The sequence below is a fragment of the Nocardia niwae NBRC 108934 = DSM 45340 genome (assembly GCF_001613465.1).
GTDB lineage: Bacteria > Actinomycetota > Actinomycetes > Mycobacteriales > Mycobacteriaceae > Nocardia > Nocardia niwae.
In genome coordinates this window covers 78,297-102,824 of the sequence record NZ_BDCK01000016.1, presented here as the reverse complement: position 1 = coordinate 102,824, position 24,528 = coordinate 78,297, and the positions used below count along the sequence as shown (strand labels likewise).

The following is a 24,528-nucleotide window of genomic DNA, read 5'->3' as shown; positions in this document are numbered from 1 at the left end:
CCGCCTCGTACACCAACGGTGCTGTGGCTTCTGTGATATTCATATGCCCGGTGACGCCGATACGCACCATGCAGATGTGCTCCTATGCTGTCGCGGCAACGAGCGGCCGCATCCGCTCCCGCAATTCGACCCCGCCCCGGTCGAGTTCCGCATCGAGTTGCAGTTATGGCATCGGTCGGGCACCAGCAACCCGAAGCCGAAGGGTGACCACGTCGTTGTCACCCAGATCCCCAAACCGACGCTTCACGTCGCCACGATGGCGTTGGACTGCGTCCCCGGCATGTGGCAGGGCAAGATCGTCATGCGGGCTACCTGGGACACCGGGGCGAACGAGGTCCGTAAGGACACCGCGCCCACCATCGTCCCGTGCTGGGTTGACGCCGTGAAGCTGCTCTATATCAGTAGCGGCCCTGTCACATGGTCGACTCGCTGGCTCTGGTTGCGGCAAACCGTGTACCTCCGATTCCGGAGTATCTCCCGCCCGCCCGGCTACACCAGGAAACTCCAGTGGAATTCTCGCCGCGAATACGGTGGATGGGTCATCCGTGCATCCATCGGTTGGCGTCGGATCCGCTGGGTAACCCCACCGCTGCACTACACGCGCGCCATTCCCGCTGACGACATGTACGCCCTCGGCAGTTGGATGCTGGAAAAGCTGGAGATGTAGACCGGGACATCATCGCCGTCCGGACCGCGCGGGTTCGGACGGCAACCCGTTGTTGTCAAAAGGCTGGGTCCGGAGCGGCGAACTGCTCCGGACCCGGCCTTTCGTGGCGGAGGATAGGGGATTTGAACCCCTGAGGGCGTTAACCCAACCCGCGTTCCAGGCGAGCGCCATAGGCCACTAGGCGAATCCTCCGTGGAGCAGCATACCGGTAGCCCCCGGCCCGTCGCCAAATAGGTCCGGCAGAAGGGGTGAAGTGCCTGGTCGAGGAGTGTCGTGGACCCGGAGGATGGCGTTGCGGGCGGGAGCCGCTACACTGGCCGACGGATCCCGCGCGGCGCGCATCCTGTGAACTCCCCCAGGGCCGGAAGGCAGCAAGGGTCAACGGGCTCTGCCGGGTGCGCGGGGTCCCCTTATCAAAGGTTCGCGCGGGTGTCTCGCTTCCCCCGGCCGGTGCGGGCCGTTGAGGGGACCGGTCCGGTCGCTTCCCGCCCTCGGATAACGCCTCCAATTCCGGCCACCGCACGGGTAACGTGAACACCGTCCGCGGATGCACGTGCGTCTGCACGGACAACAGTTCGGCCGCCGACCTTCGGTCCGGCCAGACCATCGTCCCCTCGCTGCTTGAAAGGCTGCCCAGGATGCCCCGGCAAACGCAGATCGGTTTGATGAGCCATGAGGAGCTCGTGCTCGAGCACGATACCCAGACCGCGAACTACGCGACGCTCAAGACCGAGAAGCTCACGCTGGACCTGACCCGGGGGAAACCTTCGCCGGAACAACTCGACCTGTCCGCCGCGCTGCTGCACCTGCCCGGCGACGGGGATTTCCGCGACGGCACCGGCACCGACTGCCGTAACTACGGTGGCCTGCACGGTCTCCCGGAACTGCGCGCGATCTTCGGCGAGCTGCTCGGCATCCCGGTGGACAACCTGCTCGCGGGCAACAACGCCAGCCTGGAGCTGATGCACGACGTGATCAGCTTCGCGATGCTGTACGGCACCAACGATTCCGAGCGGCGCTGGGCGGCCGAGGACACCCTGAAGTTCCTGTGTCCGGCGCCCGGTTACGACCGGCACTTCGCGATCACCGAGGCGCTCGGCTTCGAGATGATTCCGATCCCGATGCGCCACGACGGCCCGGACACCCACGCCATCGCCGAGCTACTGGCGAACGACCCGCAGATCAAGGGTTTGTGGGCCGTGCCGAACTACTCCAATCCGACCGGTGTCGTCTTCTCCGAAGACGTTGTCCGCGAGCTCGTTTCGATGCCCGCCGCAGCGCCGGACTTCCGGCTGTTCTGGGACAACGCGTACGCGGTGCACCCGCTCACCGACACCGCCGCCCCGGTGATCGATGTGCTCGGCCTGGCCGCGGCGGCCGGGCATCCGAACCGCCCGTTGGTATTCGCCTCGACCTCGAAGATCACCTTCGCGGGCGCGGGCGTCAGCTTCATCGGCGGTTCTACCGCGAACCTGGAGTGGTACCTGAGCCACGCCTCCAAGAAGAGCATCGGTCCGGACAAGATCAATCAGCTGCGCCACCTGCGTTTCTTCCGCGATGCGGACGGCGTGCGCGCGCACATGCAGAAGCACCGCGCCATCCTGGAGCCGAAGTTCGCCTTGGTGCTGAAGATCTTGGAGGATCGCCTCGGCGCGTCCAAGGTGGCGTCCTGGACCGAGCCGAAGGGCGGCTACTTCATCAGCCTGGACGTGCTGGAGGGCACCGCGGCGCGGGTGATCGCGCTCGCGAAGGAAGCGGGCATCGCGCTCACCGCGGCCGGTTCCGCCTTCCCCTACCGGAACGACCCGGAAGACAAGAACATCCGCATCGCCCCGAGCTTCCCCAAGCTGCCCGAGCTGGAGAAGGCGATGGACGGCCTGGCCACTTGCGTGCTGCTGGCGGCCACCGAGAAGATGCTCGGCAAGTAGCAGGCGGACCCGGAGAACGACTGATCGCCCGGCACGCATTTCGTGCCGGGCGATTTCCGCTCCGCTCGACGGAAGGCCGTGGCAGCCCTACCCGGTCTCCAACAGTTCCTTCAGCCGCGCCAGATCCGCGCGGTTCGCCCGCCGGATCGCCGCCTCCACGAGCGGCGCGGCGATTCTTCCCAAGCCGCTCGGCTCGCCGCGGTTGCGCAGCGTCATGCGGGTGCCGCCCTCCGGCGTATCGGCCCAGGTGTACGTCGTCTCCATCGGAAACGGCCCCTGCGCGGTGCGCATCACCAGGCGTCGGCCGGGGTCGTAGTCGACCACCTCATAGGTGTAGGTCAGCCGGTTGCCGAGGAAATGGGCGACGAAGGTCATCCGCGAACCGGCGCGCAGCGGCGGATCGGTCTCCCAGGCGACGCTGTGGATGCGCGCGTACCAGGCCGGGGCGTGCGCCGGATCGGCCGCGTACGTGGCGACCAGCTCACGGGAGCGGTCGATCGCGACGTCGGTCAGTACGTCGACGGCCATCGGCCGGGTCAGTGCGGCTTGTGCGCGAGGACGGCGAACATGGTCACCGAGAGATGGATGTCGCCGTCGGCCGCGGCCCTCTCCAGGTCGTCGAGCAGTTGCTTGCGCTGCGCCTCGGTGATCGCCCCGCGCGCCACCGCCATCGCCGAGATCCTGGTCACCAGCGAGCCCGCGCCCACGCTGCGGTCCTGCACCAGGGCCTGCGAGCCGATGTCGTCGACCACCAGGCCCGCTTTGGTGAGCAGACCGGGGAGCCTGCGGCCCGACAGCGGGTTGGTCGTCGCAGACACGAGGGTGTCGATCACCTCGCGGACGACCTGCCGGTCACCGGGGTGCATGATCGCGGTGCCCCAATCGCTGTCGACCACGACGACCCGGCCGCCCGGGCGGAGCACGCGCGCGATCTCGCGGGCCGCGCGGGCAGGGGCGGTCAGGTGCTGGAAGACGCGCTCGCACAGGACGGCGTCGAAACTGTCCGCCCCGAACGGCACGCCGTAGGCGTCGCCGGAGTGGAACTTGGCGGCCGAGCCGGCCTGGGCGGCGCGGCGCTCGGCGGAGGCGAGCAGCTGCGGGTCCGGCTCGACGCCGACCGCGCTGCCGTCCGGGCCCACTGCCTCGGCGAGGGCGATGACCTCCGAGCCGGTGCCGGAGCCGATGTCGACGGCGTGTTCGCCGGGCCGCAGCGCGAGCGCTTCGTGCGCCCAGGTGCGCAACCGGCGGATGCCGGGCAGCGCGGCCTGTAGGTCGCGTACATCGACGAGCTGGTCCTGACCTGCTCGGTCGAACCGATCGGGGCGCAATGCGTAGGTGTCCATAGGCCCGTGTCCATCTCTGGCCGTTGCCGTCGTCTTGGTCGGTGTCGCCGTCATCTGAGGCATGGCCTGGAGCCTACGCGGCACCTCATCTACCCGCGCGTAGGCGCTGTGAGGTGAGTCACTATGGTAGATGAACGGGGTGCTTTCCTGAGTACAGGGGTAACTCGGGCACGCCGGAACAGAAGTGGCACCTACTGGTACGGCCCGAATATACGGAGAGGCGGGACAGTGACGCGCACGCTGTGCCTGGCGCAGGACGCCGAGGCGGACAGGCTGCTGACCGAGGACCACTTCGCCACGCTGCTCGGCATGCTCCTGGACCAGCAGTACCCGATGGAGCACGCCTTCCGCGGCCCGAAGAAGATCGCCGACCGGATGGGCGGGTTCGACATCCACCGCATCGCCGAGGCCGATCCGCAAGAGTTCGAGGAGCTGGCGGCGACGCCGCCTGCGATCCACCGCTACGGCCGGTCCATGGCCAGGCGGGCCCAGGAGCTGGCTCGCTACGTCATCGAGCACTATGACGGCAAGGCGGAGAACATCTGGACCGCGGGTGACCCGGACGGCAAGGAGGTGCTGCGCCGCCTCAAGGACCTACCCGGTTACGGCGAGCAGAAGGCGAAGATCTTTCTGGCCCTCTTGGGTAAGCAGCGCGGCGTGCGGCCGGACGGCTGGCGCGCCGCGGCGGGCGCGTACGGCGACGAGGGCTCGCGCCGGTCGGTTGCCGACGTGACGGACGCCGAATCTCTCGCGCAGGTAAGGGAATTCAAGAAGCAAGCGAAAGCGGCGGCCAAAGCTCAGTAGTGCGGCGGGTGTAACTCCCCGGTTGCCTATTTGAAATCGTCCTGCGTTTTTTCCTCGTTCTCGCACAGCAGTTGCCTGATGCTTTTGCCTGGAACCGCTCCACCTGAGATGAGGGATTGCAGGACATGAGGATGAGGAAGCTCGCCGTGGTGGCGGCGCTGGTGACCATTGCGACCGGAGTGGCCGCGGGCACATCCGGCGCCGCACCGGCGGAAGAAAACGCCGAAAACGCAATAAATTTCACCGCGTACGCGACGGATAGCCAGTCGATCATCGAAACCGACGCGGGTTCGCTGGCGGTCGAGGACGAGGTGTTGCAGGTGAAGGCCTCCAACGGTACCGTGCTCGCCGCCCAGCCGTTGAGGTTTCAGCTCGAGGACTTCGAATTCCCGATCGCCGCACAGGTCTCCGGCCGCAGCGCGACGTTGACGCCGCTGTTCGACCGGGAGCACGCGGTCTACAAGCCGGTCGCCCTGCCGTACGAGGACAAGGCGCCGTGGAAGACCGAGTACGACCGTGAGGTCGCCGCCTGGACCCGCTTGACCAGCACGATCGCCGCCGGTGCCACTATCGGCACGCTCGTCGGCGGCCTGGCGGGCGGCGCCGTGGGCTGCGTGCTCGGCGGCATCGCGGGCGCCACCGTCGCCTCGGCGGCGATTGTCGGCCTGTTCGGCGCGTTCATCCCGGCCGCGGCCATCGGCTGCCTCGGCGGCATCGTCGCCGTCGGCGCGCTGGGCACCCTCGCGGGCCAGCTGCTGGTCACCGCTCCGGTGGCGGTCGCCGCCGCGATCCAGTACTTCACGACGATCAATCAGCCGTTCGTCGCCCCGAAGTAAACCTTCCGCGTGAAAAGACCCCGCCCCACGGTCGCCTGGGGGAGCGGGGCTTTTTCGCGTGCTCGCGACCTGGGGAAACTATGTGCGTGTGCGCACAACGGCGCGTCGAGGGTTGGTGCGTCGCGGAAATCGGTGTTAATTTTAATGACATGTCTGCCGGTCGATGGAACCTCCTGCGCGTCACTTACGTGACCGCCGCGCTGGGTCTTCGGCTGCCATTGACGCGCGAACTGTGTCGCCTCTCTTGCTGCAGCTGAGCTGGTTTTCCTGCTCGTTTGCTGCCTCGCCGCCCATGTAGGCATGTCCCGTGGATTACGGGACTTCAGCAAGGATCTGCACAATGTCCATTCCCACCCTTGAACGATCCGTCTCCAGGGTTGCCACCGGCCGTGCCCGCGTTCAGCGTCCGGTCGTCGCTCCCGAACTGCGCATCGGCGACAACCCCGCGGCCGCGGTTCTGCGGGCTGCCACCGGCGGGCCCGTTTCCCGTGACAATGCCGCGCGCACAACCGGTTTGAGCATCGCCACGGTCAACCGCCAGGTCTCGGCGCTACTCGCGGCGGGCCTGCTGCGGGAGCGCCCTGATCTGACGGCTTCGGGTGCGGTCGGACGCCCCCGTGTCCCCTTCGAAATCGATCACGAGGCCTATCTGACCATCGGCATCCACATCGGCGCCGCGGTCACCAAGATCGTCGCCGCCGACCTGCGCGGCCGCATTCTCGGCGGGCTGGCCATCGCCACTCCGCAGACCGGTCAGGAGTTCGCCACCACCACCGTGGCCCGCAGCGCGAAGGCGTTCCTGCAGCGCTGGCACCGGCGCAAGGCGTTGTGGGCCGGCGTCGCGATCGGCGGCCGGGTCGACCCGCTGACCGGCGTCGTCGACCACCCGAAGCTGGAATGGCGTGGGGCGCAGGTGGGTTCGGTACTCGGCGAGGTGCTGGAGCTGCCGGTCTCGGTGGCGCCGCACGTCGAGGCGATGGCAGGTTCCGAGCTGTTGCTGCCCACCGGCGAGCCCAAGGACCAAGCCCGCGTCGAGCGGGGCAGCAGCCTGTACTTCTATGTGCGTGAAACCGCCGGTGTCGCAGTGACTCTGGACGGGCGGGTGCACACGCCGAGCAACGGCCCCGGATCGATCGCGCATCTGCCCACGGGCTCCGACGTCGAATGCACCTGCGGACGGCGCGGCTGCTTGGAGGTGACCGTCGGCGATCGGTCGCTGCATTCCAGGGCCGTCGGTCGTGGCATCATCCCGGCGCACAACGGCACCGCGGGTTCGACCATCGCCGACCTGTACCGGGCCGCCGAAGCGGGTTCGGAATCCGCGCGCGAGCTGCTCGCAGAACGGGCCACCATTCTCGGCCACACCGTGGCGATGGTGCGCGACATGCTCAACCCGGATCGGGTGATCCTCGGGGGCCAGGCCTTCACCGGCTACCGGCCCGCCGTCGCGCATGTGGCGCGGGCGTTCAACCAGGGCTCGACGCTTCCGCCCACCGACATCCGGATCAGCGGATTCGGCGGCAAGGTCCAGGAATACGCCGCCGTCGTTACCTCGCTGAGCGTCCTCTACGCCGACCCGCTGGCCGCCGTCCGGCGAACCGCGTTGAGCGACTGAGCAATACGACGAAGGGCGACCGGTCGCACGACCGGCCGCCCTTTTCGTATGTGGTGACGCTAGCGGTGCGGATCGCCCGCGACGGCGAAAAGCCCTTCCAGCGCGGTGATGAAGAACGGGAAGTGCCCGGCGAAGCGCTGCAGGTTGCGGTCGCGTTCGAAGCCGCTGAACCAGTAGAGGCCGGGTTGCGCGTCGGCCGACGGATCGAGGTCGCGGAAGGCCCGGATCCAGTTGTCGGCGCGTGCGCCTAGCACCATGAACGGCAGGGCTCGGGAGAACACGGTCTCCTGGTCGATCGGCGGGATCTGTTCGCGCCGAGTCGTTTCCAGGCCGCGCTGGAGAGCGCGGATCTGCCGGGCGAGTTCCAGCCCGCGCGCCGTGCGCGCCGGCAGGTACTTCGGCGTGAGCAGGGCGGCGACGCCACCGAGCGCGATGGCGACACCGACCAAGGCATGCCCCGAGGTGAGCGCGAGGGCGACGGTCGCCGCGACACCCGCCACCACCAGCGCCGCGCCGAGCCACATCGCCAGGCCGGGACGACGGCGATCGAGGAAGTTGCCCCGGGTGACGGCGTCGGCCACCATGGCGGTGCGCACCGGACCGGAGGCGACTCGCCCCGGTCTGCGCAATTCGCCCAGGGTCACCGCGTCGGCGTCGTCGGGGAGCAGCGCCAGGTAGACGGCCTTCTCGTAGTCGCGCAGCTGATCGTCCGGCGTGTTCACCCGGGTGATCCGCCAGTCGCTGTCGCTGAGCGGCGTGATCCGCAAGTATCGGCGCACCGCGAGGTCCACCACCGTGGCGGCGACGTCGACCGGATCGACATGCCCGTCCAGCAGTAGCCCGGCCTCGCCGGGCAGCGCGCCCTCGGGCGAGGTGAACTGCACGCGGTCGCCCTCACGCAGCAGCGGGTCGATCGTCTCCGAACCGCCGCCGACCGCCGCTTCCTGACGACGTGCGCGCAACACGAACGCGATCAGCGCCGCCAGCGCGAGCAGCAGGACGCCGAACGCGATGAGCACCGGGGCGGTGATCGCGAAGGGGCCCGCGTCACCGCTGCCGCGCACGTCGGCGTTGCTCGGCACGGTGCCGGGCGGCAACTGCAGCGTCAGGTCGATCGCGTCGCCCTTGTGCAGGTCGGTCTGCTCGAGAAAGAGGACGCCGTCGCTTTCGATCTTGACGTCGGCGCAGGGCCGGGTGTTGCCGGGCGGGCCGAGTTTGCAATCGACGATGCCCATTTCGAAGCTGGGGCTGATCAGCGAGGCGCTGATGGACGCGATGTCGGTGTTGGGCACGCCGAGCCAATGGAAGACCTGGGTGCCCCGCGCGTCGCTCACGGTGTTCTGCACGGAGTACCGGAAAGTAGAGGTGCCGGGCTTGGCCTCGATGGTGAACTGGTCGTTGGCGACCGTCGCGGTGCCCGCGCCCTCGGTGTCCACGTCGGTGACCCGGAAGACGCGCTCCGCGTCGTCGCCCACCTTCAGTCGCAGCGGAAGCGCCATCCGGAACGTGCCGTCCGGCGGCACCGAGACCTGTTCGACCACTTCGAGGATGCCCTCGCGGTTCAGCTTCAGATCGGCGGTGATGGTCACTCCGCCCGGCTCCGGCTGGGCCTGGGCGACCGGGGCCGTCGCGAACATTCCCGCGATGGCGAGAAGCAGCGCGCCTAGGGCGGCCCCCCGAAAAGTCAGCATGGCTGCCTACTCTAGACAGCTTGCTATCCTGCGTCAGCGGCTGTCGGCGATCACTGAGACGAGGGGGTACGGGGGCGTGACACAACCACCGTACGGACACGGACCGGTCCCGCATGGGGGGCGTCCGGTTCCGCCGCCGCCCGGCTACGGTGCGCCCTACGGCCCGCGACCGGGTTACGGCCCGCCCCCTGGTTATGGCCCTCCTCCTGGCTACCGGCCGCAGCCGGGATACGCCCCGCCCGCCTATGGCGCGCCACCGGGTTACGGCCCGCCGGTGCCACCGCCGATGCCCTATGGTCCGCCCGGGCGGCCGCCGTATCCGCCGCCGCGCAAACGGGGTGGCGGCGGATGGGTGGTGTTGCTGGTCGTCGTCGTGTTCGTGGTCGCGGCGGGGCTGGTACGCAATGCGATCTCAGTGGGTCGCGGCGACGACGCGTCCGGCCCACAGCCGAGTTTCACGTTCGACGCCCAGCCGGACGGTTCGTCCGGACCGTCGGAGACCGGCAACAACCCGCTGCTGACCGATCCGAGCGCGACGTTGCTTCCGGCGCGGTGCGATTACTCGCCGTGGGGAACTCAGGTGGACGCCGCCCGCGAATTCTTCGAAAGCGCCGCGTCGTGCCTGGAGACGGCGTGGAAACCCGTGCTGCGCAAGGCGAACCTGCCGTTCCAGCCGCCTGCGCTGAACGTCAGCGCGACCACGGCGGGTATCACCACGCCGTGCACCGGCTCGACCAGCAATTTCGCCGCTTTCTACTGCCCGGCGAACAAGACCATCTATATGCCGATCAGCCAGTTGCAGACCGACTACTTCAAGGACAACTGGGTGGTCTACCTGTCGGTCTTCGCGCACGAGTACGGCCACCACGTGCAGGCGATGTCCGGCATCCTGCGCAAAGCCAACAGTGAGCGCGCCGACGTGGGACCGCGCAGCTCCAAGGGGCTGGAACTGTCACGGCGAGTGGAGCTGCAGGCCAACTGCTTCGACGGCATGTACCTGTCCTCGTCGTCGAAGGGCGGTTCGCTGAGCGACCCGCAGCTCACCCTGGCCCGCAAGGACGCCTACGGGCGCGGCGACCAGGCCGGGGACATGCGCGACCACGGCTCCGCGGAGAACGGCGGGCAGTGGTTCGAGACGGGCTTGGAGAACAATCGTGCCGCCCAATGCAATACGTTCACCGCGTCGGCCGGCTCCGTGAGCTGAGGCGACGGCAAGCCGGTGGACCACGCACGGTGGTCCGTGCGAGCGAAGCGCTGCTCGGCATCGCGCTGCTGCCTACGGCTCACGGCCGGTGCGAGCGCGGTTGTCATGATGCCGGTGACGAGGCTGTCATCCGCCGCGATCAGTCCAGCTGATCGTCGAGCGGGCGATCTCCGAGTGGACGCCCGAAGTGCCCCTCGCCGAGGCGGCGGGGGGCATGGCCGTGCACGCCCTCGGCATACGCCGTTTCGGCGTGCAGGGCGAAATCGATCCCGGCCGTCTCGTCCTCCTTGCTGACCCGGAACCCGATGAGCCGGTCGATGCCCTTGCCGAGCGCGAACGAGACGCCGAACGCGTAGGCGGCGACGACGAGCACCGCCACCAGCTGCTTGCCGAGCTGAGTGAGCCCGCCGCCGAACAACAGGCCCTCGGCGCCACCGGTCATCACCTCGGTGGCGAGCAGGCCGATCAGCACGGTGCCGACGATGCCGCCGACGAAGTGGACGCCGACCACGTCGAGCGAATCGTCGTAGCCCGCCTTGAACTTCCAGCCCACCGCGAACGAGCACAGCACGCCCGCCGCGAGCCCGACCAGCAGCGCACCCAGGGTGTTGACCGACCCGCAGGAAGGAGTGATGGCGACCAGGCCGGCCACTACGCCGGACGCCGCGCCGAAGGTGGTGGGCCTGCCGTCGCGGATCTGCTCCACCGCGAGCCAGCCGAGCATGCCGAGGCAGCCCGCCACGAGGGTGTTCAGGAAGACGGCCGCCGCCAGGCCGTTGGCCGCCAGCGCCGAACCGGCGTTGAAGCCGAACCAGCCGAACCACAGCAGGCCCGCGCCGAGCAGCACGAAGGGCAGGTTGTGCGGGCGCATCGCGTCGGTCCGGAACCCGATGCGCGGGCCGAGCACGAGCGCCAGGGCCAAGGCCGACGCACCGGAGGCGATCTCCACCACCAGCCCACCCGCGTAGTCCAGCGCTCCGAACGAGGCGAGCCAACCGCCCGGGCCCCACACCCAGTGCGCGATCGGCGCGTATACCGCCAGCGCCCACAGCGGCACGAAGATCATCCACGCGCTGAACTTGGCCCGATCGGCGATGGCGCCGCTGACCAGCGCGGCGGTCAGGACGGCGAAGGTGAGCTGGAACGTCGCGTACAACAGCTCGGGAACCGAGCCGCGCACCGAGCCCGGATCGATGCCCGCCATCCCGAGGTGGCCGAGGCCGCCGATCAGACCGCCGCCCGCGTCGGCGCCGAACGCCAGGCTGTAGCCGAACAGTAGCCAGGTGACGGTCACCAGGGGAATCGCGATGAAGTTCATCATCAGCATGTTGAGCACCCCGGTCGAGCGCACCATCCCGCCGTAGAAGATCGCCAGGCCCGGGGTCATGAGCAGCACGAGGGCCGTGCTGATCAGCAGCCAGGCGGTGGCGGCGGGATCAATGGTTGAAGACACGGGTTCACTCCTTCCGCGCGTGTGCGCTGCGAGGAAGTTACCGAACGGTCGCTCACGGCCTGACAGCCGCTCTGCCGAAGCGCGGTCAGGCCGGGGACGGGCCCTTCCTCAGGTGGCGCAACCACGTGGTGACCGTGTCCGGCGTCGGCGGGTCCGCGCCGAGCAGGTCGAGCACGCCGTAACCCAGGCACGCCGCGCCCATCACGCGGGAGGCGACCGCTTCGGCGTCGCCCCAGGGCAGGAAGGGTTTGGCCAGCAGCAGGGAGGCGATGCCATGGGCCACGGACCACAGTTCCAGCACGATCGGCCGCGGGTCGCGCGGCGCCATCGTCCCGTCGTCCATGCACTTGCGCACGGTGGCCTCGAAATGCTGGAAGGCCCCGCTGGTGAGGACTTGGTCCACCACGCCTTCGGTCTCGGTGGGCGCGGTCGCCAGCCGGTACTGCTCGGGATGCGCGAGGGCGAAGCGGACGTAGGCCATGCCTTGTTCGTGCAGCTGGGTCACCGGTGAGGCCGCGGGGTCGGTGGCCGCCCGCATCGCGTCGGCCAGGTCTTCGAAGACCTGTGCGACCACGGCCTCGATGAGTTCGTCCTTGTCGGCGAAGTGCCGGTAGATCGACGGCGCGCTCACGCCGACCAGCTTGCTCACCGCCCGGATGGAGACGGCGTCGGCGTGCCCGGTCCTGGCGAGCAGTTCGGCCGTGGCCCGCAGGATCTCCTCGCGCAGCTGTGCTCCGGAACCGCGCGGTGATCGCGGTCGCCTGCCACCGATCATGCCCGCCCTGCGGTTTCCAGCGGACGTGCGGCGGCGTCCTCCTCGCCCTCGGTCAGTCCGATCTTGGCGTGCAGGCGGGCCAGCGGTGCGGGCGCCCACCAGTTCAGCGGCCCGAGCAGACGCATGAGCGCGGGCGCGAGCAGGCCGCGGATGATCGTGGCGTCGGCGAGCACGGTCAGCGTGAGGCCGAGGCCGAGCAACTGCATGAACGACACCTTGGCGGTCACCAGCGCGCCGAGCACGATGGCCATCAGCAGCGCGGCCGCGGTGAAGATCCGGCCCGTGCGGGCCAGGCCGATCGCCACCGCGCGGTTGTTGTCGTGCGTGGCCAGCCACTCTTCGCGCACTCGCGACAGCAGGAACACCTCATAGTCCATGGACAGGCCGAAGGCCAGGCAGAACATCAGGATCGGCATGGTCGGCACCAGGTAGCCGACCGCGGTGAAACCGAGTAGACCGGACAGGTGGCCTTCCTGGAAAATCCAGACCATCGCGCCGAACGCGGCGGCCAGCGACAGCGTGTTCAGCACGAGCGCTTTGATCGGCAATACGACACTGCCGGTGAACAGGAACAACACGATGAACGTGGTGAGTGCGATGAGGGCGGCCGCGAGCGGAAGCCGGGCGGCCAGTGCCTGCAGTGAGTCGGCGTTGGCCGCCGCCGCGCCGCCGTAGAGCGCGTCGCCCGGGGATGGGACCGCCCGGAGCGCGCTCAGCTGACGGTCACCGGCGGGTGAGAACGGATCGAGCTTCGTCGCGACATTCAGGTAGGTGCCGGTGTCGTTGATCATCCCGGGCGGCGCGGGCGCGACTCGCGCGCCGGTCGTGTAGATCCCGGCGGCGGAAAGGACCGCGGGCACGCCCTCGACCTTCGACAGTTCGGCCGCGTATCCGCCCAGCGCCGCGAGGTCGCCGCGATAGCCATCCAGCACGATCGTGGTGCTGGCGACCGGGTCGGCCTGCGGGAACTGGGTGCGCATGGCGTCGCCGACCTGGCGGCTGGACGCGGTCTCCGGCAGCACCCGGTCGTCGGGATAGCCGAACTTCACCGACAGGAACGGTGCGCCGAGCGCCAGCAGCAGCGCGATGATCACGATCGCGACCGGAGCCGCGTGCCGCATCACCACGCCCGCCAGGCGATACCAACCGCTGTCCTCGGGGGCGTGCGGGCCCGGCGCGGGTGCGTCGCGGCGGAACAGGCGGCGCAACGGAGCCCGCAGGTCGAGGGAGTTCACCCGGTGCCCGAGCAGGACCAGCGCGGCGGGCAGCACGACGATCGACGCGGCCGCCGCCGCGGCGACGACCGCGACGCCGGCGTAGGCGAAACTCTTCAGGAAGTACAGGTCGAACACGCTGAGCACGGCCAGCGAGAGTGCGACGGTGAGCGCGGAGAACAACACGGTGCGCCCCGCGGTCTGCACCGACCGGATGGTGGCCGCGGCCGGATCCAAGCCACGCGCCAGTTCCTCCCGGAAGCGGCTGACGATGAACAGGCTGGAATCGATGGCCAGCGCCAGACCCATCGCCGTCGTCATGTTCAGCGCGTAGATCGAGACGTCGGTGAACAGCGTGCACAGGCGCAGCAGCGCCAGCGTCGCCAGGATGGCGAACACGCCGATGGTCAGCGGGAGGGCCGCGGCGACCAGGCTGCCGAACACCAGGACCAGCACGATCATCGACAGCGGCACCGCGACGCCCTCGGCCAGGGTGAGATCGCGGGTGGTCTGCTCGGTGACGTCGTGGTAGATCGCGGCGATGCCGCCTTGACGCACCGTGATGCCATTGGAGACGCCCGCGAACTGCCGTTCCAATTCGCTCGCGGTCTGCTGGACCTGCGTCTCGTCGCCGTCGATGTAGGCGACGACCAAGGCGCTCTTGCCGTCGGTGCTGCGCAACGCGTTGGCCAGCGGCTGCGGCGTGGTCCAGTAGGACTGGACGCCCTGCACGTCACCACGGTTCTTCAGCGCGTCGGCCAGCCCGATGCCCGCCGCCTTGGTGGCCGGATCGTCCGCGCCCGCGTCCGAGCCGACCAGCAGGACGAAGTTGGGCGCGGCCCCGGCGAAGTTGTCGGCGATCAACTCCGCGACGCGCGCGGACTCCGCGTCGTTCGACGTGAATCCGCCGGACTTCAGGTGCGCTGGCGCGGTGGCGCCGAAGACGCCGCACAGGACGGCGACGAGCAGTGCCGCGGTCAGCACCGCGCGCGGAGATCGGGTGATGAATCGGGCCATCCGGGTCAGCATCGCGGCTCCGCTCGTTAGGTTAACGGCGTTAGAGTAACGCCGTTAACCTATGGTGTCGAGCCAGCATGACCGGCTCCGGTTCAACCGCGAGATCTACGGATGGCGCGCAATCCGCGCCGCCCGGGCACGGGCAGGTCGTCGCACATCTCCACCCACTCCGCTGTGGTCAACCACAGCTGCTGGGCGCGGGCGTCGGCGGTGTTGTGGAAGATGCGGCGGCCCCGGTCGTCGCGCAGTTCTTGCGCGACCACCGACCAGCGCGGCGGGCGGCCGTGCTCGGCCTGGTAGTCCGCCAGATAAGTCGCGATCGCGGTGCCGATCGTGTTCACCGGGCGCAACGAGACCCGGTTGCCGTACTGGGCGGCGTAGAAGCGCCGCGCGGCGCACAACGACCGCGGATTGGCGTTGGAGGCGATCCACCCCGCACGTTGGGCCCGCTCGATCAGCCAGAGATGCTTGACCGCCGACGGCGCGATATTGCCGACGCGGGTGCGGATCAGTGTCATGATCTGCTCGGTGCACAGCACGTCGCGGCGGGTGGGTCCGTAACCGTGCGCGGTCCAGTGCGCGTCCGCCAGCTTGGCGAGCACCCTGCCGAAGTCGTCGATGCTGCGCTGAGCGCGGCGGCCGAGTCGTTCGATGCGTTCGGCCTCGCGGCGCATCTCGTTCTGCGCGGTCAGGGTGCGGATCGCGGCCATGGTGGGCACCTGGCCGCGTTCGAGGAGTTCGAGGATGGCCGCGGCGGTGGTCGGATCGGCGGCCGCGGTCACCGGCAGTGAGTCGCGCTTGATCGCGAATTCCTGCGGGCTGATGGCGCGGCTCAAGAGGGCGACGGCGGAGTGGTCGCCTGCGAAATCGGTGCTGGACAGCCAGGCGGCGGCGATGTCGTCACACGACACGGTGGGCGGTCCTCCGGTGGAAGTGGGGATTGACGCTGTTCACCCGTGGGCTGAGTTCGGTAGGTTGTGCCCCGGTCGGGATGAGGGACCGGCCGGGGTCACCAACCTGATGAAGGTTTGGCTACCGAAGTTGCCGAGTGCCACGTTAGCCAGCGGATTGCATCGATGTCACCCATGGTGACGGTTTCGTTATCTCCAAAAAGTCGTGGTAAATCGGGGTGGGAGTCCATATTTTCCGGCGCGGGCGGGAGGCCGCGCCGGGCAAGTCCGGACATCTCTCATGCAGCATGAGCGATAGCTCTGAGGTTGCTATTACGCACATGCTGGTCGGCCTTCGAAGAAGGCGGCGGGCATGTTGTGATGTGGATCACAGTAATTTCCTCGGGTGGGGCGGTCGCTCGCGCGGCGGGCGGGAATGTCCTTTGTCGGCGGTCGCCGGTAACCTCTGGCCGTGGCTCTGTACCGGAAGTACCGACCGGCAACGTTCGCTGAGGTGGTGGGTCAGGAGCACGTCACCGACCCGCTGAGTACCGCGCTCGACACGGGGCGGATCAGTCATGCCTATCTGTTCTCCGGTCCGCGCGGCTGCGGCAAGACGTCCTCGGCGCGTATTCTCGCCCGTTCGCTGAACTGCGTGGAAGGGCCCACCTCGACACCCTGCGGCACCTGCCCGTCCTGTGTGGCGCTGGGTCCGGGCGGTCCGGGCAACCTGGACGTCATCGAACTCGACGCCGCGAGCCACGGCGGCGTCGACGACACCAGGGAACTGCGTGACCGCGCCTTCTACGCGCCGGCCGAGTCCAGGTATCGGGTGTTCATCGTCGACGAGGCGCACATGGTGACCACCGCGGGGTTCAACGCGCTGCTCAAGATCGTCGAGGAGCCGCCGGCGCACCTGATCTTCATCTTCGCGACCACCGAGCCGGACAAGGTGCTGCCCACCATCCGCTCGCGTACGCATCACTACCCGTTCCGGCTGCTGCCGCCCGCCACCATGCGCGGACTGCTCGGGCGGATCTGCGAGCAGGAACACGTGCCGGTCGAAGAAGCGGTGTACCCCTTGGTGATTCGCGCGGGCGGCGGTTCGCCGCGCGACAGCCTCAGCGTGCTCGACCAGCTGCTGGCGGGCGCGGGACCCGAGGGCGTCACCTATGCCCGCGCGGTCTCGCTGCTCGGCGTCACCGACGTCGCGCTGATCGACGACGCGGTCGAGGCGCTGGCCGCCGATGACGGCGCCACGCTGTTCGGCACTGTCGACGGGGTGATGGAGGCGGGTCACGACCCCCGGCGTTTCGCCGTCGACCTGCTCGATCGCTTCCGCGACCTGATCCTGTTGCGAGCGGTGCCCGACGCCATCGAACGCGCTCTGGTCACCGGCCCCGGTGACGTGCTCGACCGGATGCGCGACCAGGCGGCGCGTTTGGGCTCGGCCACCCTGACCCGTTACGCCGAGCTGCTGCACGAGGGGCTCGGGGAGATGCGCGGCGCGACGGCGCCGCGACTGCTGCTCGAAGTGGTCTGCGCGCGCATGCTGCTGCCCTCCGTGTCCGATGCGGAATCCGCCACGCTGCAGCGGTTGGAACGGCTGGAGCGCGGACTGGCCGGTGGCCCCGTTGGTTCGGCTCCCGCCGTGACCGCGCCGCCTGCTGCCACCCCGGCTGCTGCGGCCGGGTCGCCGTCGGGCCCGCCTCGTCGCCGGGGCGCCGAGGCGCTGGCCGCTATGCGGGAGAACCGTGGAAACTCCGCTGCCGACGCCGGTGGTGCTGGTCCGGTGCGGACCGATGGCCCGGAGCGAGTGGTGCCCGCCGCAGGTGTGTCCGCTGACGCGCAAATCGCCGATCGCCCAGCTCCGGCCGGTAGCGAGCGGGGGACAGATCCGTCTTCCGGTGCGGCAGCTTCCGCCGCGCCGCGTGGTGGCGGGGAATCCGCGGGTGGCGAGCGTCGGCCGACGCCCGCCGGTGATGAGTCGGCCTCGGACTCGATGGCGTCGGCCGCGAGGGCGGGAGGCGGCGCGAATCCTTCCGCGCCGGTGGCCGAACCGGACTCCATTGCTCTGTCCGGTAGTGGGCCGGCGGGAGAGTCGAATGCGGTCGCCGAGATGAGTGCTCCGCAGGCCGGAGCTTCCGGGGCCACACCTGTGACGCCCGGGCAGGCCGATGACGCCGCGCGCGGTGGAGAAGTCGCAGCGGGGCAGGTCTCCTCCGAATCCCCTGCTGCGCAAGGTGGTAGCGATGGCACAGCGCGAGGATCCGCACCGTCGGCGCGGGCGTCGGGTGCTGCGGCGTCGGGCGCGCAGACGGTGTCGCCCGCCGTCGATCCATCCGGTGCGCCTGACGGTGGCGCGGACTCGAGTGCTGTGCGTGGTGCTGGGCCTGAGCGCGGAGGCGTGGACCGGAGCGCTGCGCGGAGTGCTGAGGATGATCCGGGTATCGCGGTGTCCGGAGCTGGGCCCGATCGCGGGGTGGCCGACCCGGGTGCCGCGCGGGGTGCTGGGCGTGATCAGGGGGTGGCTGACCCGGGTGCCGCGCGGGGTGCTGGGCGTGATCAGGGGGTGGCCGACCCGAGCGCTGGGCGCGGTCACGGTGGCATCGACCAGACCGGCACGCGAAGTTCTGCTGCCGGATCTGATCCCGAGGCCGCCGACTCGGCTGCCACGAGTAGCTCTGCTGTCGGGGAGGGCGCTCGGGACAGGGCCGACGCGCAGGCCTCCCACTCGTCCTCACCGGAGCCCGCCGGTTCTTCCTCGGCGCCGAGCGGTGACCTGCTGCGTGAGGTGGAAGCCGCCTGGGCGGACATCCGCGCGAAAGTGCGGGAGTTCGGCGCGGCCGTGCAGGCGATGCTCGCCGGTGCGTCGGTCGCCCGGGTGGAGGGCGAGGTCATCGTCTTCGCGCATCAGCACGCGCCGTTGGCTCAGCGCCTGTCCGATCCGCGGAATCTGGACGCGGTCCGGTCGGCGGTGCGGGCGGTGCTCGGACGCGACCACGAGGTGCGCTGGGAAGCCGGCGGCGCGGCGCCACGGCCCACGGCGGCGCCGCGGGCGGGCGGTTCGGGTAACCGTCCCCGGAACCAGGCGGGAAATCAGCCGGGACGTGAATCCGGCAACGCGACAGGCCGGGCTTCGGGCGCTGCCGCCCCGCCGCGGTTCTCCCGCCCGAGCCAAGCCAGGAACGCGAATGCCGAGAAGCCGGGTGATGCCGGACGTTCGCGGGCGAGCGGCGCCGACCCGCGTCCGTATCCCGCGGACGACGACATCCCGCCGCCCGACTACCCGGATCTACCGGACGACCCGGGTCCCGCGGACTATGCGCGGTTCGACGCGGGGTCGAGCGCGAACGACGCGCCTGCCGAGCGCGGCTGGGACCGGGCCGGGGCCGTTCCCGCCTCCACGCCGGAAGAGGAGCAGGAGATGATGGCCGCCGCGGCCGATCCGGTGGCTCCCGGAGACCGGCGCGACCCGGACGAGGTCGCCCTCGAATTGCTGAAGAGTGAGCTGGGTGCCACACGGCTGGATGGTTGACAACCACCGTTCTCACGACGTTAAGTTAACCGGAGTTCGCACTCCACGGTAGTATGGGCGGGTAGCCGGGAGCTTCGGTACGCCGACGTTCTATGGTATGCCCAGGCGTACGGGCGACCGGGTCGTGCGTCCGCTGTTGCCTGCCTGGTTTTGTACAGCGTTAGGAACGGTCGGCCGCAAGGCCGGTCGGCGAGGTCAGCCGCAGCCACGCCGCACCCGCGGTGTCGCCGCACACCCGCGCTCGGACGGACGAACGTCCGGCCGCAGCACATTGAGGAAGGAACACTCCATGACCACAGAGGCCTACATTTACGAGGCCATCCGCACCCCGCGCGGCCGTGGCAAGAAGAACGGCTCGCTGCACTCGGTCAAGCCGATCGATCTGACTGTTGGTCTGATCCAGGAGCTGCGCGGTCGCTTCCCGAACCTCGACGAGGACCGGATCTCCGACCTGATCCTCGGCGTGGTGGCGCCCGTCGGCGACCAGGGCGCGGACATCGCCCGTACCGCGGTCACCGTGGCCGGCCTGCCCGACACCGTCGGCGGCTTCCAGCTCAACCGTTTCTGCGCCTCCGGCCTCGAGGCGGTCAACCTCGCCGCCCAGAAGGTCCGCTCGGGCTTCGACGACCTGGTCATCGCCGGTGGCGTCGAGTCCATGTCGCGCGTGCCGATGGGTTCCGACGGCGGCGCGTGGGCCCTGGACCCGGCCACCAACTACGACACCTACTTCGTCCCGCAGGGTGTCTCCGCCGACCTGATCGCCACCATCGAGGGCTTCAGCCGCGACGACGTCGACGCCTACGCGGTGCGCTCGCAGGAGCTGGCCGCCAAGGCCACCACCGGCGGTTACTTCGCCAAGTCGATCGTTCCGGTGAAGGACCAGAACGGCATCGTCGTGCTGGACAAGGACGAGCACATGCGTCCCGGCACCACCGCCGAGGACCTGGCCAAGCTGCAGCCCTCCTTCGCCGTGATCGGTGAGATGGGTGGCTTCGACGCGGTGGCGCTGCAGAAGTTCCACTTCGTCGAGAAGATCAACCACGTGCACCACGGCGGCAACAGCTCCGGCATCGTCGACGGCGCCGCGCTCGTGCTCGTCGGCACTGAAGAGGCGGGCAAGGCTTCCGGCCTGACCCCGCGTGCGCGCGTCGTCGCGACCGCCACCAGCGGCGCCGACTCCACCATCATGCTCACCGGCCCGACCCCGGCCGCCAAGAAGGTGCTGGCCAAGGCGGGCCTGACCCTCGACGACATCGACCTGGTCGAGATCAACGAGGCGTTCGCCTCCGTGGTGCTGAAGTTCCAGAAGGACCTGAACGTCCCGGACGAGAAGCTGAACGTCAACGGCGGCGCGATCGCGATGGGCCACCCGCTGGGCGCGACCGGCGCGATGATCACCGGCACCATGGTCGACGAGCTGGAGCGCCGCAACGGCCGTTACGCGCTGATCACCCTGTGCATCGGCGGCGGCATGGGCGTGGCCACCATCATCGAGCGGGTCTGAGCCCCAACCGACAGCTGAAGATTCAAGGAGACACAGAGCTGTGAGCGAAACCAACATGATCGGTTGGGAGCAGGATTCGGACGGCATCGTCGTGCTGACGATGGACGACCCGAACCAGGGCGCCAACACCATGAACGAGCTGTACAAGAAGTCGATGACGGCCACCGTCGATCGGCTCGAGGCGGAGAAGGACAACATCACCGGTGTCGTCCTGACCTCCGCGAAGAAGACCTTCTTCGCCGGCGGCGACCTGAAGAACATGATGAAGGTCGGCCCGGACGACGCCCAGGCGCTGATGGAGGAGCTCGGCGAGATCAAGAGCGCCCTGCGTCGCCTGGAGCAGCTGGGCAAGCCGGTCGTCGCCGCCATCAACGGCGCGGCGCTGGGCGGCGGCCTGGAGATCGCGCTGGCCACCCACCACCGCATCGCGGCGGACGTGCCGGGTTCGCAGATCGGTCTGCCGGAGGCCACCCTCGGCCTGCTGCCCGCGGGCGGCGGCATCATCCGCACCGTGCGCATGCTCGGCCTGCAGAACGCCCTGATGCAGGTGCTGCTGCAGGGCCAGCGCAACCGGCCGGCCAAGGCCAAGGAGATCGGCCTGGTCGACGAGCTGGTCGGTTCGATCGAGGAGCTGGTTCCCGCCGCCAAGGCGTGGATCAAGGCCAACCCCGAGGCCGGCGTGCAGCCGTGGGACAAGAAGGGCTTCAAGATCCCCGGCGGCACCCCGTCCTCGCCCGCCTTCGCGGCCAACCTGCCCGCGTTCCCGGCGAACCTGCGCAAGCAGCTCAAGGGTGCGAACATGCCCGCGCCGCGCGCCATCATGTCGGCCGCGGTCGAGGGCTCGCAGGTCGACATCGACAACGCGTCGCTGATCGAGTCCCGCTACTTCGTGCACCTGCTCACCGGTCCGGTCGCGAAGAACATGATCCAGGCGTTCTTCTTCGACCTGCAGACGATCAACAACGGCGGTTCGCGTCCGAAGGACGTGCCGAAGAAGGAGATCAAGAAGGTCGGCGTGCTCGGCGCGGGCATGATGGGCGCGGGCATCGCGTACGTCTCCGCGAAGGCGGGCTACGAGGTCGTGCTGAAGGACGTCTCCATCGAGGCGGCCGAGCGCGGCAAGAACTACTCCGAGAAGATCGAGGCCAAGGCGCTGTCCCGGGGCAAGACCACCGAGGAGAAGTCCAAGGCGCTGCTGGACCGGATCAAGCCGACCGCGGACGCGGCCGACTTCGCCGGCGTCGACTTCGTGATCGAGGCCGTCTTCGAGAACACCGAGCTGAAGCACAAGGTGTTCCAGGAGATCGAGGACGTCGTCACCCCCGACGCGCTGCTCGGCTCGAACACCTCCACCCTGCCGATCACCGGTCTGGCGACCGGCGTGAAGCGCCAGGAGGACTTCATCGGCATCCACTTCTTCTCGCCGGTCGACAAGATGCCGCTGGTGGAGATCATCCGGGGTGAGAAGACCTCGGACGAGGCGCTGGCCCGGGTGTTCGACTACACCCTCGCGATCAAGAAGACCCCGATCGTCGTCAACGACAGCCGCGGCTTCTTCACCTCGCGCGTGATCGGCACCTTCGTCAACGAGGCGATCGCCATGCTCAACGAGGGCATCGAGCCCGCGACCATCGAGCAGGCCGGTCTGCAGGCGGGCTACCCGGCCGCGCCGCTGCAGCTGTCGGACGAGCTGAACATGAAGCTCATGCAGAAGATCGCCAAGGAGACCTTGGAAGCCGCGCAGGCGGGTGACACCACCCTTGGCGTCAAGCGGCACCCGGCGCAGGACGTCATCGACTACATGGTGTCCGAGGGTCGTCCGGGCCGCCTGGAGAAGGCGGGCTTCTACGAGTACGACGAGAACGGCAAGCGCACCGGTCTGTGGCCGGGCCTGCGCGAGCACTTCAAGACCACGGCGGACTTCGGCGTCCCGCTGCAGGATCTGATCGACCGCATGCTGTTCGCGGAGGCGATCGAGACCCAGAAGTGCTTCGACGAGGGCGTGCTCACCTCCACCGCCGACGCCAACATCGGCTCGATCTTCGGCATCGGCTTCCCGGCCTGGACCGGTGGTGTGCACCAGTTCATCGTCGGTTACCCCGGCGGCCAGGAGGCCTTCGTGGAACGGGCCGACTACCTCGCCAAGACCTACGGCGAGCGCTTCGAGGTCCCGGCCTCGCTGCGCAAGTAGTCTCGCGCCGGAACGCGGGCGACGAAGCCCGCCACCGCTTTTCGCGGTGGCGGGCTTCCGTCGTTTTCCGGCCCGTTCATCTCCGCGTCCGTCCGGCCGGATAGGTTGGCAGTCGTGTCGAGACGTAGTCGCCCTGTTCTGATCGCCGGTTGCGCCCTTGCGCTCGCCTCGGCCCCGGTCGCGGCCGCCGCCCCGGTGGCGGCCCCCTCGGTGCGCTTGCTCGGCGAGCAGACGATCGCATCGAACTCGGATTTCGAGGGCACCGTCGTCGGTGGTCTCTCCGGAATCGATTACTCGCCGCGCACCGGTGAATTCGTGCTGATCAGCGACGATCGGTCGAGCAAGAACCCGGCGCGGTACTACACCGCGCGCATCGAGGTCGGCGAAGGCGGTGTCGGACCGGTGGCCCTCACCGGCACGCGACCGTTGGCGACCGCGACGGGCGCCGTCTACCCGCCGATGTCGGTGGATCCGGAGGAGATCCGGGTGGACCCGTGGACCGGCGACTACTACTGGACCCAAGAAGGCGAGCGGGCCGGCTCCGTGCTGGACGACCCGTCTGTGCGGATCACGCACCCGGACGGCTCCTACGCCGGTGAGCTGCCGATTCCCGACAACGAACGGATGCGTCCCGACTCCGGTCCCCGGCGGAACGCGACGCTGGAGGGGGCGACCTTCCTCGCCGGCGGCACGTTGTTCGCGACGTCGATGGAGGGGCCGCTCCTGCCGGATGGCCCCGCCGCGACCCGGGCCAGCGGAGCGCTCACGCGCATCACCATCCAGGCTCGATCCGGTCCGCTGCTGGCCCAGTACGCGTATCCGGTGGAACCGATCTTCGCCGAGTCGCGGCCCGAGCCCGGCCGCGGCGAGACCGGGATCGCGTCCATCCTCGCCGCCGATCCGCTGGATCCCACGAAACTCCTTGTGCTGGAGCGGTCCTACTCGCCGGGCATGCCCAACAAGATTCGCGTCTACGAGGCGGACCTGAGCGCGGCGACCAACATCCTCGACGCCCCGATCGGCACCGCGCGTCCGGCGACCAAGCGGCTGCTGATCGACCTCGACGACGTCGGGCTCTCCGCCGTCGACAACGTGGAGGGCATGACCTGGGGCCCGCGCCTGCCTTCCGGCGAACGGACCCTGGTCCTGGTCAGCGACGACAATTTCGACAGCCGTCAGATCACCCAGCTCATCGCCCTCGCCGTCGCCTAGTCCGCGGGACGCAACTCCTCGGCGGCCGCCTGGTACGCGGCGGCCGCCCTGGTGAAGTAGTCGAACAGCACGTCGCGCTGTTCGGGGGGGTAACCGCGGATGATCTCGCCGATGCGCTGCCGCGCGGGGGCGAGGACCTCGTCGAGATCGGCGGGCTTGCCGACCAATTCGACGATCACCTTGCGCCGGTCGCCCGGGACCGGCGCGCGGCGGACGTAGCCCGCGTCTTCCAGGCGGTCGATCAGCCGGGTGGTCGGGCCGGTGGTCAGGCCGCTGCGTGCGCCGAGTTCGCCCGGTGTCATCGGTCCTGCCAGCTCGAGGATGTTGAGCGCGTAGAGGTCGGTAGCGCCCAGGTCGACGGCTCGCGCGCCGGCTTGTCCGTGCAGCATGACCGCGCTCAGGTAGCGCCGATAGACCGAACCCGCGTCCGGTGGTAGCCCGCGTGCCGCGGAATCGTCGTCGGGACCAGGCGTAGCCATCCAATTCCTCCTAGTCCAACTTCTACCGATAGAAACAGGCTTCTCCAACGAAGAAAACTCCGTGATGAAGCAAATTATCACGGCCGGATGGTCCCGATTCGGAGCTCCGGGAGTACGTCTGCTTGACGCGATCCTCCTTGGGTAACCGTTGTGGTGGACCCGATGTG

Annotated in this window: 18 protein-coding genes, 1 tRNA gene and 1 other RNA gene; 11 read left to right on the top strand and 9 right to left on the bottom strand. The window is 69.1% G+C overall.

Annotated elements, in window-relative coordinates:
• The first annotated feature begins 43 nt into the window (after positions 1-43).
• The gene (locus NNI01S_RS07680) at positions 44-667 is read left to right on the top strand and encodes a hypothetical protein (protein ID WP_063018973.1); all 624 of its coding nucleotides are present in this window, start codon (positions 44-46) and stop codon (positions 665-667) included.
• Positions 668-771: 104 nt separating this feature from the next.
• Here the strand turns inward: NNI01S_RS07680 and NNI01S_RS07675 are convergent.
• A tRNA-Ser gene (locus tag NNI01S_RS07675) sits at positions 772-859 on the bottom strand.
• A gap of 127 nt (positions 860-986) precedes the next feature.
• Between NNI01S_RS07675 and ffs the strand changes: the two genes are divergently transcribed.
• Both ffs and NNI01S_RS07665 read left to right on the top strand, forming a co-directional pair.
• Positions 987-1,081: signal recognition particle sRNA small type (ffs, locus tag NNI01S_RS07670), an RNA gene on the top strand.
• A 224-nt stretch (positions 1,082-1,305) separates the two neighbouring features.
• The gene (locus tag NNI01S_RS07665) at positions 1,306-2,595 is read left to right on the top strand and encodes an aspartate aminotransferase type Ic (RefSeq protein WP_063018971.1); all 1,290 of its coding nucleotides are present in this window, start codon (positions 1,306-1,308) and stop codon (positions 2,593-2,595) included.
• An 87-nt stretch (positions 2,596-2,682) separates the two neighbouring features.
• Here NNI01S_RS07665 and NNI01S_RS07660 read toward each other — a convergent pair whose 3' ends face one another.
• Positions 2,683-3,123: an SRPBCC family protein gene (locus tag NNI01S_RS07660; RefSeq protein ID WP_063018969.1), complete on the bottom strand. Its 441-nt coding sequence runs from the start codon at positions 3,121-3,123 to the stop codon at positions 2,683-2,685.
• 8 nt (positions 3,124-3,131) lie between these two features.
• The gene (locus NNI01S_RS07655) at positions 3,132-3,938 is read right to left on the bottom strand and encodes a methyltransferase domain-containing protein (protein WP_063018967.1); all 807 of its coding nucleotides are present in this window, start codon (positions 3,936-3,938) and stop codon (positions 3,132-3,134) included.
• 228 nt (positions 3,939-4,166) lie between these two features.
• Between NNI01S_RS07655 and NNI01S_RS07650 the strand changes: the two genes are divergently transcribed.
• From NNI01S_RS07650 to NNI01S_RS07640, 3 genes are all read left to right on the top strand, one after another.
• Positions 4,167-4,742, top strand: a complete 576-nt coding sequence (locus NNI01S_RS07650) for an HhH-GPD-type base excision DNA repair protein (RefSeq protein WP_063018965.1) — start codon at positions 4,167-4,169, stop codon at positions 4,740-4,742.
• A gap of 125 nt (positions 4,743-4,867) precedes the next feature.
• Positions 4,868-5,578, top strand: coding sequence for a DUF8020 domain-containing protein (locus NNI01S_RS07645; protein ID WP_063018963.1), 711 nt, complete (start codon positions 4,868-4,870; stop codon positions 5,576-5,578).
• A 340-nt stretch (positions 5,579-5,918) separates the two neighbouring features.
• Positions 5,919-7,193, top strand: coding sequence for an ROK family transcriptional regulator (locus NNI01S_RS07640; protein WP_063018960.1), 1,275 nt, complete (start codon positions 5,919-5,921; stop codon positions 7,191-7,193).
• Between the two features lie 59 nt (positions 7,194-7,252).
• Here the strand turns inward: NNI01S_RS07640 and NNI01S_RS07635 are convergent, their stop codons facing one another.
• Positions 7,253-8,884 carry a DUF2207 family protein gene (locus tag NNI01S_RS07635; protein WP_063018958.1) on the bottom strand — a complete coding sequence of 544 codons (1,632 nt, stop codon included), beginning with the start codon at positions 8,882-8,884 and terminating at the stop codon, positions 7,253-7,255.
• Positions 8,885-8,960: 76 nt separating this feature from the next.
• On the opposite strand from NNI01S_RS07635, the gene NNI01S_RS07630 reads away from it, so the two are divergent.
• The gene (locus NNI01S_RS07630; RefSeq protein WP_245676016.1) at positions 8,961-10,088 is read left to right on the top strand and encodes a neutral zinc metallopeptidase; all 1,128 of its coding nucleotides are present in this window, start codon (positions 8,961-8,963) and stop codon (positions 10,086-10,088) included.
• Positions 10,089-10,227: 139 nt separating this feature from the next.
• Here NNI01S_RS07630 and NNI01S_RS07625 read toward each other — a convergent pair whose 3' ends face one another.
• The 4 genes from NNI01S_RS07625 to NNI01S_RS07610 form a co-directional block, all read right to left on the bottom strand.
• The gene (locus NNI01S_RS07625; protein WP_063018954.1) at positions 10,228-11,541 is read right to left on the bottom strand and encodes an ammonium transporter; all 1,314 of its coding nucleotides are present in this window, start codon (positions 11,539-11,541) and stop codon (positions 10,228-10,230) included.
• Between the two features lie 85 nt (positions 11,542-11,626).
• Positions 11,627-12,316, bottom strand: a complete 690-nt coding sequence (locus NNI01S_RS07620) for a TetR/AcrR family transcriptional regulator (RefSeq protein WP_063018952.1) — start codon at positions 12,314-12,316, stop codon at positions 11,627-11,629.
• Positions 12,313-14,559: an MMPL family transporter gene (locus tag NNI01S_RS07615; RefSeq protein WP_063018950.1), complete on the bottom strand. Its 2,247-nt coding sequence runs from the start codon at positions 14,557-14,559 to the stop codon at positions 12,313-12,315. Before NNI01S_RS07615 ends, NNI01S_RS07620 begins: the two co-directional genes overlap by 4 nt.
• Before the next feature lie 80 nt (positions 14,560-14,639).
• Positions 14,640-15,458 carry a hypothetical protein gene (locus NNI01S_RS07610; protein ID WP_063018948.1) on the bottom strand — a complete coding sequence of 273 codons (819 nt, stop codon included), beginning with the start codon at positions 15,456-15,458 and terminating at the stop codon, positions 14,640-14,642.
• A gap of 451 nt (positions 15,459-15,909) precedes the next feature.
• On the opposite strand from NNI01S_RS07610, the gene NNI01S_RS36655 reads away from it, so the two are divergent.
• The 4 genes from NNI01S_RS36655 to NNI01S_RS07590 all read left to right on the top strand — a co-directional run bounded on the left by NNI01S_RS36655 (position 15,910) and on the right by NNI01S_RS07590 (position 23,882).
• Positions 15,910-18,975 carry a DNA polymerase III subunit gamma and tau gene (locus NNI01S_RS36655; RefSeq protein WP_084488611.1) on the top strand — a complete coding sequence of 1,022 codons (3,066 nt, stop codon included), beginning with the start codon at positions 15,910-15,912 and terminating at the stop codon, positions 18,973-18,975.
• Positions 18,976-19,264: 289 nt separating this feature from the next.
• The gene (locus NNI01S_RS07600) at positions 19,265-20,479 is read left to right on the top strand and encodes an acetyl-CoA C-acetyltransferase (RefSeq protein ID WP_063018946.1); all 1,215 of its coding nucleotides are present in this window, start codon (positions 19,265-19,267) and stop codon (positions 20,477-20,479) included.
• A 40-nt stretch (positions 20,480-20,519) separates the two neighbouring features.
• Positions 20,520-22,670 (top strand): 3-hydroxyacyl-CoA dehydrogenase NAD-binding domain-containing protein, encoded by a 2,151-nt coding sequence (locus NNI01S_RS07595; RefSeq protein WP_063018944.1) that lies wholly within the window; start codon positions 20,520-20,522, stop codon positions 22,668-22,670.
• A gap of 114 nt (positions 22,671-22,784) precedes the next feature.
• Positions 22,785-23,882, top strand: coding sequence for an esterase-like activity of phytase family protein (locus NNI01S_RS07590; RefSeq protein ID WP_063018941.1), 1,098 nt, complete (start codon positions 22,785-22,787; stop codon positions 23,880-23,882).
• Here the strand turns inward: NNI01S_RS07590 and NNI01S_RS07585 are convergent.
• On the bottom strand, positions 23,879-24,361 hold the full coding sequence (locus tag NNI01S_RS07585; protein WP_084488610.1) for a MarR family winged helix-turn-helix transcriptional regulator: 483 nt from the start codon (positions 24,359-24,361) through the stop codon (positions 23,879-23,881). The two genes, NNI01S_RS07590 and NNI01S_RS07585, sit on opposite strands and share 4 nt — an antisense overlap.
• Positions 24,362-24,528: the final 167 nt, after the last annotated feature.